General features: G+C 70.7%; 12 protein-coding genes and 1 tRNA gene. 4 read left to right on the top strand and 9 right to left on the bottom strand.

The annotated features are described in order from the left end of the window. Positions 1-80 precede the first annotated feature (80 nt). Together AB0M97_RS22630 and AB0M97_RS22625 are read left to right on the top strand one after the other, a co-directional pair. Positions 81-155, top strand: a tRNA-Asp gene (locus AB0M97_RS22630). A gap of 164 nt (positions 156-319) precedes the next feature. Beyond that, positions 320-631 (top strand): DUF6274 family protein, encoded by a 312-nt coding sequence (locus AB0M97_RS22625; protein ID WP_365962745.1) that lies wholly within the window; start codon positions 320-322, stop codon positions 629-631. A gap of 344 nt (positions 632-975) precedes the next feature. Here the strand turns inward: AB0M97_RS22625 and bldC are convergent, their stop codons facing one another. Further along, positions 976-1,182: a developmental transcriptional regulator BldC gene (bldC, locus tag AB0M97_RS22620; RefSeq protein WP_003949541.1), complete on the bottom strand. Its 207-nt coding sequence runs from the start codon at positions 1,180-1,182 to the stop codon at positions 976-978. Between the two features lie 550 nt (positions 1,183-1,732). Continuing rightward, entirely contained in the window at positions 1,733-2,593 is an 861-nt protein-coding gene (locus AB0M97_RS22615; protein ID WP_365962744.1) for a hypothetical protein, read from the bottom strand. Between the two features lie 224 nt (positions 2,594-2,817). On the opposite strand from AB0M97_RS22615, the gene AB0M97_RS22610 reads away from it, so the two are divergent. Both AB0M97_RS22610 and AB0M97_RS22605 read left to right on the top strand, forming a co-directional pair. Next, a complete protein-coding gene (locus AB0M97_RS22610) occupies positions 2,818-3,906 on the top strand; it encodes a Glu/Leu/Phe/Val dehydrogenase (protein WP_365962743.1) in 1,089 nt (362 codons plus the stop codon). Positions 3,907-4,215: 309 nt separating this feature from the next. Further along, on the top strand, positions 4,216-4,467 hold the full coding sequence (locus AB0M97_RS22605; RefSeq protein ID WP_279551926.1) for a DUF3073 domain-containing protein: 252 nt from the start codon (positions 4,216-4,218) through the stop codon (positions 4,465-4,467). Between the two features lie 117 nt (positions 4,468-4,584). Here the strand turns inward: AB0M97_RS22605 and purM are convergent, their stop codons facing one another. The 7 genes from purM to purS all read right to left on the bottom strand — a co-directional run bounded on the left by purM (position 4,585) and on the right by purS (position 12,291). Further along, a complete protein-coding gene (gene purM, locus AB0M97_RS22600; protein ID WP_365962742.1) occupies positions 4,585-5,652 on the bottom strand; it encodes a phosphoribosylformylglycinamidine cyclo-ligase in 1,068 nt (355 codons plus the stop codon). Between the two features lie 44 nt (positions 5,653-5,696). Further along, the gene (purF, locus tag AB0M97_RS22595; RefSeq protein ID WP_365962741.1) at positions 5,697-7,226 is read right to left on the bottom strand and encodes an amidophosphoribosyltransferase; all 1,530 of its coding nucleotides are present in this window, start codon (positions 7,224-7,226) and stop codon (positions 5,697-5,699) included. Between the two features lie 62 nt (positions 7,227-7,288). Continuing rightward, the gene (locus tag AB0M97_RS22590; protein ID WP_365962740.1) at positions 7,289-8,074 is read right to left on the bottom strand and encodes an META domain-containing protein; all 786 of its coding nucleotides are present in this window, start codon (positions 8,072-8,074) and stop codon (positions 7,289-7,291) included. An 81-nt stretch (positions 8,075-8,155) separates the two neighbouring features. After that, positions 8,156-8,950 carry a sterol carrier family protein gene (locus AB0M97_RS22585; protein WP_365962739.1) on the bottom strand — a complete coding sequence of 265 codons (795 nt, stop codon included), beginning with the start codon at positions 8,948-8,950 and terminating at the stop codon, positions 8,156-8,158. A gap of 91 nt (positions 8,951-9,041) precedes the next feature. Next, positions 9,042-11,354, bottom strand: coding sequence for a phosphoribosylformylglycinamidine synthase subunit PurL (gene purL, locus AB0M97_RS22580; protein WP_365962738.1), 2,313 nt, complete (start codon positions 11,352-11,354; stop codon positions 9,042-9,044). Continuing rightward, positions 11,351-12,031, bottom strand: a complete 681-nt coding sequence (gene purQ, locus AB0M97_RS22575) for a phosphoribosylformylglycinamidine synthase subunit PurQ (protein ID WP_365962737.1) — start codon at positions 12,029-12,031, stop codon at positions 11,351-11,353. The genes purL and purQ overlap by 4 nt, the downstream gene beginning before the upstream one ends. Continuing rightward, positions 12,028-12,291, bottom strand: coding sequence for a phosphoribosylformylglycinamidine synthase subunit PurS (gene purS, locus AB0M97_RS22570; protein ID WP_015659417.1), 264 nt, complete (start codon positions 12,289-12,291; stop codon positions 12,028-12,030). The genes purQ and purS overlap by 4 nt, the downstream gene beginning before the upstream one ends. Positions 12,292-12,312 lie beyond the last annotated feature (21 nt).

Raw genomic sequence — 12,312 nt, 5'->3', positions numbered from 1 at the left:
GGTGGGTGAGTTCGACCAAGGGCTCACCCTCCTGTACAGTCCTTCTCGCAGCGCAACGCGGCAATCGCGCCGCGAAACCTGGTCCTGTGGAGCAGTTTGGAGTGCTCGCCACCCTGTCAAGGTGGAGGCCGCGGGTTCAAATCCCGTCAGGACCGCAAGAGAGAGAAGCCCGGGTCGTCCGACCCGGGCTTCTCTGCGTCTTCCCCGCGGTGCTTCCCGGCCGTGTCCGCGCCGCGGCGCTCGCGCCGCCTTGACGGTGTGTCAACGGCTCGGTGCGTCAGGGGGCAGGGCCCTCTCCGTGGTCCTCCGGAGGGGGCGTATGGCGGCGTCGGCCAGGCACGAGACGCGAGCGCCGCTCCGCGCGCATGTGTCGGCCGCGTCCTCCTGCCGCCATTCGACGCGCCACTGCCCCGTCTGCCACCGCCTCCTGAGACTGGCGGTGGGATTGCGCCCCACCGGCCGTTCCGGTCCCGCAGCGGCCCGTGGCGCGGGGCGAGAGCCCGGCACACGCGTGACCGCCGCCGGGCGTCAACGCCCGCCCGGTAGTGGGGTGGTGGAATGTGAGCCTCCACTAGCGCACGTATGCCAGGAGCAACAAGGACTCTGGCATGTGACGGGTGTCACCGCATGATTTTTCCGGGGTGAGGAAGTTGCCCCACGTCCACAACAAGTCAATTTAATATGTGCAATTGTACTGTCATCCGAAGGGTCGCACGCGGGAGACCCGACACCTCCCCCCAGACTCCGACAAGCCCGCCCACGGACCGGCAGCCGGCCCCCCGGAGGGCACAAAAAAACCGCGCTGGACCCGGCGGAGTCCAGCGCGATCGACGACGCGTCCTGCTGCTCACCCAGAGAGCTCTGGGCCGCTTGGGCGTGGGGCCTGTTGGGGCAGTCCCCGCATCGTGTGGAGCTGTGTTCCCGAGCGCTGCCGCAGGTGGGGGGACCTGACGTTTTGCCCGGTCATGCGGTTGTTCAGGCCTCGCTGCGCTGCTGCGGGATGCCCGCGAGCAGAGCGCGGACCTCGGCCTCGCGGTAGCGGCGGTGCCCGCCGAGCGTGCGGATCGACGTGAGCTTGCCGGCCTTCGCCCAGCGAGTGACCGTCTTCGGGTCGACGCGGAACATGGTGGCGACCTCAGCCGGGGTCAGCAGCGGCTCGGCATCAGGGGTGCGAGCGGTCATGAGCGGCCTCCTCGGACGAACCGATCCATCTCGGTTCTTTCCTCTAAATTCTGCACCTTGACCCGCGTTGCCCGAAATGGCGGACGCGAGTCGAGTCGGTTATAGGACGAACGGCTTGTCCTCGGCACTACAACTACACCATCTGTCCAGCCGCGTCGGCCAAACCGATGGAATTGCCCCTCCAGGTGTTCATCAGCGACGGAAGCCGATGGACCATGCCATAGCGGACAGTCACGCCACTGTGACGATCAGTCACAGGACGTCCAGGAGGCACCAGACCCCCCAAAGTCGTGCAATGCTGAGATTCCCCCCACTCCACAGCAGAGTTGGGCGAACGGAGTCCTCCCCGGACTCCTTGTCCTATTTTGGCATGAGGAGGGGTAAGGGGCGCAAGGGCCGCGTACGTGCGGTCCGTCACCCTTGACACAGTTGACGGATACGCCCGGATCGAGACCTGCGTCCCCGGCGAGGACCGCACTGACAGCCCTTCACGGGCGGTGGCGCACCTCAGTTCGAAGACAAAACCCCAAGACGGGCACCGCGTCAAACGTCAGTTCGCGGACCGGAGATCCCGCACCGAGCGCCACCGCTCCACGAGCCGCCCGTACGCCTCGCCCGCCGCTTCCCCGTCACCGCGCCGCAGCGCCTCGATGCCCTCGGCCACGTCGGCCGCCGAGTGGTCGTCCTCCAGCTCACCCGCCGGCAGGGCGTGCACCAGGCCGCCGTAGTCCAGCTCCACGAAGGACCGCGGGTGGAACTCCTCCAGCCAGCGCCCGACGTCCACCAGGCCGTCGATGAGCGGCCCCTCCTCGATCGCGTCCTTCAGGGCGCGCAACCCGCGCGCGACGCGGCGCCGGGCCTGCACCATGGGCGTGCGGTAGCGCAGCACCGGCGCACTCTCACCGGACGCGCCGGGTGCGCCGGAGCCCTTGCCGTACTCCCGCTCGTCGTCCGCGACCAGCACGAACCAGTTGATCGGCACCTGCCAGGTCGCCGTGCGGATCCACGGGCGCGCGTCGGGGTTGCGGGTCAGCCAGTGCTCGTAGTCCTGGGCGGCCTGGCGGCGCAGGACCGGCGGCAGCACCGCGTCCAGGACCGGCGGCGGAAGCTCCTCGGCGATCTCCGACAGCGCCTGCCAGCCGCGCAGCCGGGTGCGCCAGGGGCAGACGCAGATCACCCCGTCGACCTCGATGACGAAGGCGTCCCCGCTCTCGTGCACCGGCACGGGGACCGGCGGCGTGGGCACCAAGTCGGCCAGCGAGCGGCGCAGTTCGTCCTGGTACGACGGGCGGTCGGGACGGCGTGCGTAGCGCGCCCAGCGGCTGCGCTCCGGCTCCGGGAAGGCGGCCAGGGGCTCGTACACGCGGAGGTAGGCCGCGTACGGGACGATCACCGAGGACACCTTGGGCACGCCTGCTCCCTCCCCCGCCGGTCAGCGGGGAAAACTGCGGAATCCCCTCACGATCCCGCGGGAAATCTATGCAAATCGTCGCACGGCAGGACCCCGCGGAGAGGTGATCCTGAGCACTGGGGGACCGACGGGCACAGCAGGCTCTAATCTCGTGCTCACAGCGCCCGCCACCCGTACGGGAGCTGGTCCCCCGACCCGCCGCTACTTACTCAGGAGTCACCACAGTGACCGACGTAACCGACGGCGTCCTGCACACCCTGTTCCAGTCGGACCAGGGGGGCCATGAGCAAGTCGTGCTCTGCCAGGACCGCGCCAGTGGCCTCAAGGCCGTCATCGCCCTTCACTCCACCGCGCTGGGCCCCGCGCTCGGCGGTACGCGCTTCTACCCGTACGCGACCGAGGAAGAGGCCGTCGCCGACGCCCTGAACCTCGCGCGCGGCATGTCGTACAAGAACGCCATGGCCGGTCTCGACCACGGCGGCGGCAAGGCCGTGATCATCGGCGACCCCGAGCGGGACAAGACCGAGGAGCTGCTCCTCGCCTACGGCCGCTGCGTCGCCTCCCTCGGCGGCCGCTACGTCACCGCCTGCGACGTCGGCACGTACGTCGCCGACATGGACGTCGTGGCCCGCGAGTGCCGCTGGACCACCGGGCGCTCCCCCGAGAACGGCGGCGCCGGCGACTCCTCCGTGCTCACCGCCTTCGGCGTCTACCAGGGCATGCGGGCCTCCGCCCAGCACCTGTGGGGCGATGCGTCCCTGCGTGGCCGCAAGGTCGGCATCGCGGGCGTCGGCAAGGTCGGCCACCACCTGGTGGAGCACCTGCGGCAGGAGGGCGCCGAGGTCGTCGTCACGGACGTGCGCGAGGACGCCGTCCGGCGCGTCCTCGACCAGCACCCCGAGGGCGTGGAGGCGGTCGCGGACACCGACGCGCTCATCCGCGTCGAGGGCCTGGACATCTACGCGCCCTGCGCGCTGGGCGGCGCGCTGAACGACGACACCGTGCCGGTGCTGACCGCCAAGGTGGTGTGCGGCGCCGCCAACAACCAGCTCGCCCACCCGGGCGTCGAGAAGGATCTCGCCGACCGCGGGATCCTCTACGCGCCGGACTACGTGGTGAACGCCGGCGGTGTCATCCAGGTCGCCGACGAACTGCACGGCTTCGACTTCGAGCGGTGCAAGGCCAAGGCGGCCAAGATCTACGACACCACGCTGGCCATATTCGCACGTGCGAAGACGGACGGTATTCCGCCGGCCGCGGCGGCCGACCGGCTCGCCGAGCAGCGCATGGCGGAGGCCCGCGCGGCACGCTGACCGGGCGCCCCGCACCCGGGCCGCCAGGGGTTTGACCGGTACCCGCCGGAGGACAGTTGGAGAGAACTCTCACTTCTCCCGGCGGGTCGACCGGCGATAAGTGGTTAAAATCGCCGTTGACCAGCGAGGACAGGGCACCTCGAAGGTCCTGGGCGGGGCCACGTCCTGCGGGCGACGTACCGTATGGGCGCGGGCTCAGGTACCGTGGAAGCCCTACGGACCGGCCTCTCCACGGAGAGTCCGTTCCGGATCATGAACGCGTGTCAAGACTCTGGGGCCGTCGCGCCCCGTCGTTGAGGGGGTCGAGCCATGGGGCGCGGCCGGGCCAAGGCCAAGCAGACGAAGGTCGCCCGCCAGCTGAAGTACAACAGCGGTGGGACTGATCTCGCACGCCTGGCCGAGGAGCTGGGCGCATCGACTGCGAACGCGTCGCCGAACGGCGGCGAACGGTTCGAGGACGATGAGCAAGACGACGACCTGTACGCAAAGTACGCCGACCTCTACGAGGACGACGACGAGGACGAGGACGGCCAGTCCCCGCAGCAGCGTCGCGGCGCTTGACCGTGCACTGAGCATGGACCCGGTCGGTGACTTCGGTCACCGACCGGGTTCTGTGCTGCCCAAATGTTCTCCACGCCGGTCCGCGTCGGGTGACCGCAGGGTGACCGCACCGCCCGCTCAGCTCGCGTAGTCGCCGATCAGCGCCGCGCCCGTGGCGTGCTCGCCGCGGTCGGTGATCTCGCCGGCCACCCAGGCGTCCACGCCGCGGTCGGCCAGCGTCGCCAGGGCCACGTCCGTGGACTCCTCGGGCACGATCGCGATCATGCCGACGCCCATGTTCAGCGTCTTCTCCAGCTCCAGGCGCTCGACCGAGCCGGTGCGGCCGACGAGGTCGAAGACGGGCGCCGGGGTCCAGGTGGAGCGGTCCACGACGGCGTGCAGGCCGTCCGGGATCACCCGGGCCAGGTTGGCCGCGAGGCCGCCGCCGGTGACGTGGCTGAAAGCGTGCACCTCGGTGGTGCGCGTCAGGGCCAGGCAGTCCAGCGAGTAGATCTTCGTCGGCTCCAGCAGTTCCTCGCCCAGGGTGCGACCGAGTTCGGCCACGTGGGTGTCGAGGGCCATGCCGCCCTGGTTCAGCAGGACGTGCCGGACGAGCGAGTACCCGTTCGAGTGAAGGCCGGAGGACGCCATGGCGATCACCGCGTCACCCGTACGGATACGATCCGCGCCGAGCAGCCGGTCGGCCTCCACGACGCCCGTACCGGCGCCGGCGACGTCGAAGTCGTCCGGGCCCAGCAGGCCGGGGTGCTCGGCCGTCTCACCGCCCACCAGGGCGCAGCCGGCGAGCACGCAGCCCTCGGCGATGCCCTTGACGACGGCGGCGACACGCTCGGGGTGCACCTTGCCGACGCAGATGTAGTCGGTCATGAACAGCGGCTCGGCGCCGCACACCACGATGTCGTCCATGACCATGGCGACCAGGTCGTGGCCGATGGTGTCGTAGACGCCCATCCGGCGGGCGACGTCCACCTTGGTGCCGACGCCGTCGGTGGCGGAGGCGAGCAGCGGGCGCTCGTACTTCTTCAGGGCGGAGGCGTCGAAGAGGCCGGCGAAACCGCCGAGGCCGCCGAGGACCTCGGGGCGCTGAGTCTTCCTCACCCACTCCTTCATCAGCTCGACGGCGCGGTCGCCCGCCTCGATGTCGACGCCCGCGGCTGCGTAGCTGGCACCAGTTGTCTCAGACATGGCTAAGGAGAACCTTCGTGTCGTACAGCAGGTATTGCGGGCTGTTACGGGCGGCGGATCGCGTCGGCGGCGGCCGTGGCGGCCGGGCCGGCGGCCAGCTCCGTCTCCAGCAGCTGCTTGCCGAGCAGCTCGGGGTCGGGCAGGTCCATCGGGTACTCGCCGTCGAAGCAGGCACGGCAGAGGTTCGGCTTGGCGATGGTGGTCGCCTCGATCATGCCGTCGAGGGAGATGTACGCCAGGGAGTCGGCGCCGAGCGAGGTGCCGATCTCCTCGATGGTCATGCCGTTGGCGATCAGCTCGGCGCGGGTGGCGAAGTCGATGCCGAAGAAGCAGGGCCACTTCACGGGCGGGGAGGAGATCCGGATGTGGACCTCGGCGGCGCCCGCCTCGCGCAGCATGCGGACCAGGGCCCGCTGGGTGTTGCCGCGGACGATGGAGTCGTCCACGACGACCAGGCGCTTGCCCTTGATGACTTCCTTGAGCGGGTTCAGCTTCAGGCGGATGCCCAGCTGGCGGATGGTCTGCGAGGGCTGGATGAAGGTCCGGCCCACGTACGCGTTCTTGACCAGGCCGGCGCCGAACGGGATGCCGGAGGCCTCCGCGTAGCCGATCGCGGCGGGGGTGCCGGACTCCGGGGTCGGTATGACCAGATCGGCCTCGACCGGTGCCTCCTTGGCGAGGCGGCGGCCCATCTCGACGCGGGACAGATACACGTTCCGGCCGGCGATGTCGGTGTCCGGGCGGGCCAGGTAGACGTACTCGAAGACGCAGCCCTTGGGCTTCGCTTCCGCGAATCGGGAGGTGCGCAGGCCGTTCTCGTCGATGGCGACGAACTCGCCCGGCTCGATCTCGCGCACGTAGCTCGCGCCGCAGATGTCGAGGGCGGCGGACTCCGAGGCGACCACCCAGCCGCGCTCGAGGCGGCCGAGGACCAGCGGGCGGATGCCCTGCGGGTCGCGGGCCGCGTAGAGGGTGTGCTCGTCCATGAAGACGAGGCTGAAGGCGCCGCGCACCTCGGGCAGCACCTTGCCGGCCGCCTCCTCGATGGTCAGCGGCTTGCCGTCGGCGTCGACCTGGCCGGCGAGCAGCGCGGTGACGAGGTCGGTGTCGTTGGTCGCCGCGACCCGGGTGGAGCGGCCGGAGTGGTCCTTGGGCAGGTCGGCGACCATTTCGGCGAGCTGCGCCGTGTTGACCAGGTTGCCGTTGTGGCCGAGCGCGATCGAGCCGTGCGCGGTGGCGCGGAAGGTCGGCTGGGCGTTCTCCCACACGGAGGCACCGGTGGTCGAGTAGCGGGCGTGTCCGACCGCGATGTGTCCCTGGAGCGATCCGAGGGAGGTCTCGTCGAAGACCTGGGAGACCAGGCCCATGTCCTTGAAGACGAGGATCTGGGAGCCGTTGCTGACCGCGATTCCCGCGGACTCCTGGCCCCGATGCTGGAGGGCGTAGAGCCCGAAGTACGTGAGCTTGGCGACCTCTTCGCCCGGAGCCCAGACACCGAAGACGCCGCAAGCGTCCTGGGGGCCTTTCTCGCCGGGGAGAAGGTCGTGGTTGAGTCGTCCGTCACCACGTGGCACGCCACCGAGTGTAGGCGAGGTCGGCCGCTGGTCCGAATGGGGGAGCCGTCCTCAGTTGTGGATCACCGGTCGGCGACGGCCCGTACGGTGGTGCCGTTGTCGCTGGTCAGCGTGAGGGTGCGGTGGTCGATCGCGTACGTCAGCGGCCCTTTGAGGGCGCGCAGCAGGGCCCGTTCGGTGTCCATGAGTGAGTCTTCGCACATCATTCGGGTGGTGGTGGGGGTGCCGACGGTGATACTGCCGTCGCGGACGGTGGCCTTGGCGTTGACGCGGTTGCAGCCGAGCCGACCGGTGACGGTGCCCTTCTTCGTGTCGAAGGTCAGGTGGGCCTCGCCGGCGGTGGCGGGACCGGTGACGGTCCACTTGGTGCCGTGCAGCGGGGCGTCCTCGGACCGGCTCAGGCGGACCCTCTCGCCGTCGGCGCCGGTCAGGGTCAGGCGGTCGCCGTTCACGTCGGTCCTGAGAGCGGCGCCGGTGAGGGTGGCCGCGAGGGCGCGTTCGAAGGCCATGGGCTTCTTGTCGCAGGCCATCTCGGTCGACGTGGCGGCGCTGAGGCGGACCGTGTCGCCCGCGAAGGCGGCCTTCGCGCTGAAGGTGTTGCAGCCGTAGCTGCCCTCGGCGCGGCCGTCTCCGCCGATGGTGACGTGCGCGTCGGCCGGGGCGCGGTGCGTGGTGCCGTCGACGGTGACGCTGTCGACGCTCCACACCACGCCGGTCAGGGGTTTTTCCGCTCCGACCGTTTTGCTGCCCGCCTTCTCGCTGCCCGCCTTCTCGCTGCCGCAGGCCGCGACGAGCGGGACGAGCAGGGCGGCTGCCGTCAGGGTCATGCGCTTCTGGTGCCTGTCCATGCCGCTTCGACGGGCGTCCGGGGTGAGCGGTTCCCCTCGCGGCCGGCCGGGGCCTTAGGGGTGCCGTCCGGGCCGGCGGGGTCAGCCCATCAGCGGGAGCAGCCCCGAGAGGTCGGCGCGTTCGCCGCTGGCGCTGACGGCGGCCCCGGCGAGGGCGTCGGCCCAGGTGAGCCGTCCGGTGGCGAGCCGGATCCAGGTCAGCGGGTCGGTCTCGACCACGTTCGGCGGGGTGCCGCGGGTGTGCCGGGGCCCTTCGACGCACTGCACCACGGCGTACGGCGGGACGCGCACCTCCGTGGAACCGCCGGGCGCCTTCGCGGCGAGGGCGTCGGCCAGCAGCCGGGTGCAGGCGGCGAGGGCCTGGCGGTCGTACGGGACGGCGAGGCCGGGCACGGCGGCGTTGAGGTCGTCGGTGTGCACGACCAGCTCGACGGTACGGGTGACCAGGTAGTCGCTCAGGGCCATCGCGCCGGCGCGGGCGGCGAGGAGGCGGGTGCCGGGGGTGGTGGCCAGCCGCTCGGTGAGGCGTTCCTCGGTGCGGGCGTACAGGGCGTCGAGGTCGGGGGTGGCGGCGGCCAGCTCGCGGGTGTTGTCGGCGATGGCGGCGGCACGGGCGGCGGTGGCCAAGGGCCAGTCGGCCAGGGCCAGCTCCGCCCGGGCGGGCTCGTCGCCGTCGATGGTCCGGCTGACGGCCTCCAGCGCCAGGGTCACGTGCGCCGCCAGCTCCCGTACGGTCCACTCCCCGAGCCGGGTGGGGAGCGCGAGCTGCTCGGCCGTGAGGCCGTGTACGGCGGACCGCACGTTCCCGAACTGGGCCAGGACGGCGGCCCGGATCCTGGCGGGGTCGTAGCTGCGGGTGCGCTTCCTCGGCGGCATGAGGGGCAGCTTATGCCGGGGCCGGGCAGCGGGGTGGCGCGAGGGCGAAGCCCCCGTCCGGCGGACCGGGCGGGGGCTTCGGGGCCGGGGGTCAGGCCAGCAGGGCCGGGATCGTCTCCTCGTGGGCCGTGCGCAGCTCGGCCAGGGACAGCGTGAACTCGCCCTGGACCTCGACCGTGTCGCCGTCCACGACACCGATGCGGGTGGCGGGCAGGCCCCGGGCACCGCACATGTCGTTGAAGCGGACCTCCTCCGAGCGCGGCACCGCGACGATCGCGCGGCCGGCCGACTCCGAGAACAGGAACGTGAACGCGTCCAGACCGTCGGGGACGATCAGGCGGGCGCCCTTGCCGCCGAGCAGCGCCGACTCGACCACGGCCTGGATGAGACCGCCGTCGGACAGGTCGTGCGCGGAGTCGATCATGCCGTCGCGGGAGGCGGCGATCAGGATCTCGGCCAGCAGGCGCTCGCGCTCCAGGTCGACCTTGGGCGGCAGGCCGCCGAGGTGGTCGTGGACGACCTGCGACCAGGCCGAGCCGCCGAACTCCTCACTCGTGTCGCCGAGGAGGTAGATCAGCTGGCCCTCCTCCCGGAAGGCGACCGGCGTGCGGCGCGCGACATCGTCGATGACGCCCAGGACCGCGACGACCGGCGTGGGGTGGATGGCCGCCTCGCCCGTCTGGTTGTAGAGCGAGACGTTGCCGCCGGTCACCGGGGTGCCCAGCTGCTGACAGGCGTCCGCGAGACCCCGCACGGCCTCCGCGAACTGCCACATCACGGCCGGGTCCTCGGGCGAGCCGAAGTTCAGGCAGTCGGAGACGGCGAGCGGCTTGGCGCCCGTGGTGGCGACGTTGCGGTACGCCTCCGCCAGCGCGAGCTGCGCGCCCGTGTACGGGTCCAGCTTGGCGTACCGGCCGTTGCCGTCCGTGGCGAGGGCGACACCGAGGCCGGTCTCCTCGTCGATGCGGATCATGCCGGAGTCCTCGGGCTGCGCGAGGACGGTGTTGCCCTGCACGAAGTGGTCGTACTGCGAGGTGATCCACTTCTTGGACGCCTGGTTCGGGGAGGCGACCAGCTTCAGGACCTGCTCGCGCAGCTCCTCGGACGTCCCCGGACGCGGCAGCTTGTTCGCGTCGTCGGCCTGGAGGGCGTCCTGCCAGTCCGGACGGGCGTACGGGCGCTCGTAGGTCGGGCCCTCGTGGGCGACCGTGCGCGGGTCGACGTCCACGATCTTCTCGCCGTGCCAGAAGATCTCCAGCCGGTCGCCGTCGGTGACCTCACCGATGACCGTGGCGATGACGTCCCACTTGTCGCAGATCTCCAGGAAGCGGTCGACCTTGTCGGGCTCGACCACCGCGCACATGCGCTCCTGCGACTCGCTCATGAGGATTTCCTCGGGAGAGAGCGTGGAGTCGCGCAGCGGTACGTCGTCCAGGGTGACGCGCATGCCGCCGGAGCCGTTCGAGGCCAGCTCGCTGGTGGCGCAGGACAGGCCGGCCGCGCCGAGGTCCTGGATGCCGACGACCAGCTTCTCCTTGAAGGCCTCCAGGGTGCACTCGATGAGGAGCTTCTCCTGGAAGGGGTCGCCGACCTGCACCGCGGGGCGCTTGGAGGGCTTGGCGTCGTCGAAGGTCTCGGAGGCGAGGATCGACGCGCCGCCGATGCCGTCACCGCCCGTGCGGGCCCCGTAGAGGATGACCTTGTTGCCCGCGCCGGACGCCTTGGCGAGGTGGATGTCCTCGTGCCGCATCACACCGATGCATCCGGCGTTGACCAGCGGGTTGCCCTGGTAGCAGGCGTCGAAGACGACCTCGCCGCCGATGTTCGGCAGGCCCAGGCAGTTGCCGTAGCCGCCGATGCCGGCGACGACGCCGGGCAGCACGCGCCTGGTGTCGGGGTGGTCGGCCGCGCCGAACCGCAGCGGGTCGACCACCGCGACCGGGCGGGCGCCCATCGCGATGATGTCGCGGACGATGCCGCCGACGCCGGTCGCGGCGCCCTGGTAGGGCTCGACGTACGACGGGTGGTTGTGCGACTCGACCTTGAAGGTGACGGCGTAGCCCTGGCCGACGTCGACCACGCCGGCGTTCTCGCCGATGCCGACGAGCAGGGCGTCGGTCTCGGGGGCCTTCTCGCCGAACTGGCGGAGGTGGACCTTGGAGGACTTGTACGAGCAGTGCTCGGACCACATGACCGAGTACATGGCCAGCTCGGCGCCGGTCGGGCGGCGGCCGAGGATCTCGACCACCCGCTCGTACTCGTCCTTCTTCAGGCCCAGTTCGGCCCAGGGCAGCTCGACGTCGGGGGTCGCGGCCGCGTGCTCGACCGTGTCCAGACGGGAAGGGGCGGCCCGAAGGGCCCCGTTGTCGGGCGGCGGTGGGAGGCGGGAGGGCGTCCGGCTCATGCGTTGACCAGCTTCTTGAGGATCGAGGTGAAGAACGGGAGGCCGTCGGTACGGCCGGTACCGATCAGCGGCTCCACGGCGTGCTCGGGGTGCGGCATCAGGCCGACGACGTTGCCCGCCTCGTTGCTGATGCCGGCGATGTCCCGCAGGGAGCCGTTGGGGTTGAAGCCGAGGTACCGGAACGCGACCCGGCCCTCGGCCTCCAGCTTGTCCAGGGTGTACTCGTCGGCGACGTAGCGGCCGTCCATGTTCTTCAGCGGGATGCTGATCTCCTGGCCGGCGGAGTAGTCGGTCGTCCAGGCGGTGTCCGCGTTCTCCACCCGCAGCTTCTGGTCGCGGCAGATGAAGTGCAGGTGGTCGTTGCCGAGCATCGCGCCGGGCAGCAGGTGCGCCTCGGTGAGGATCTGGAAGCCGTTGCAGATGCCGAGGACCGGCAGTCCTGCCCTCGCCTGCTCGGTGAGCGGCTCCATCACCGGGGAGAAACGGGCGATGGCCCCGGCGCGCAGATAGTCGCCGTACGAGAAACCGCCGCACAGCACCACGGCGTCGACCTGCTTGAGGTCCTTGTCCTTGTGCCAGAGAGCGACCGGTTCGGCGCCGGCGAGACGGATCGCGCGCTGCGTGTCGCGGTCGTCCAGGCTGCCCGGGAAAGTGACGACGCCAATACGAGCGGTCACTTCGCGGCCTCCGCGACTTCCTCCACCTTGACGGTGAAGTCCTCGATCACGGTGTTGGCGAGGAAGGATTCCGCAAGATCGTGGATGCGGGCGAGCGCGGCCTCGTCGACCGGCCCGTCAACTTCCAGTTCGAATCGCTTTCCCTGACGTACGTCCGAGATCCCTTCGAAACCCAGACGCGGCAGTGCGCGCTGCACCGCCTGGCCCTGGGGGTCGAGGATCTCGGGCTTGAGCATGACGTCGACTACGACGCGTGCCACTGGCACTCCCGGTGTGTGGTG

It is taken from the genome of Streptomyces sp. NPDC051207 (assembly GCF_040682395.1).
Lineage (GTDB): Bacteria > Actinomycetota > Actinomycetes > Streptomycetales > Streptomycetaceae > Streptomyces.
Note: the sequence above shows the minus strand (reverse complement) of the source record. Positions and strands in the feature narration are given on the sequence as shown.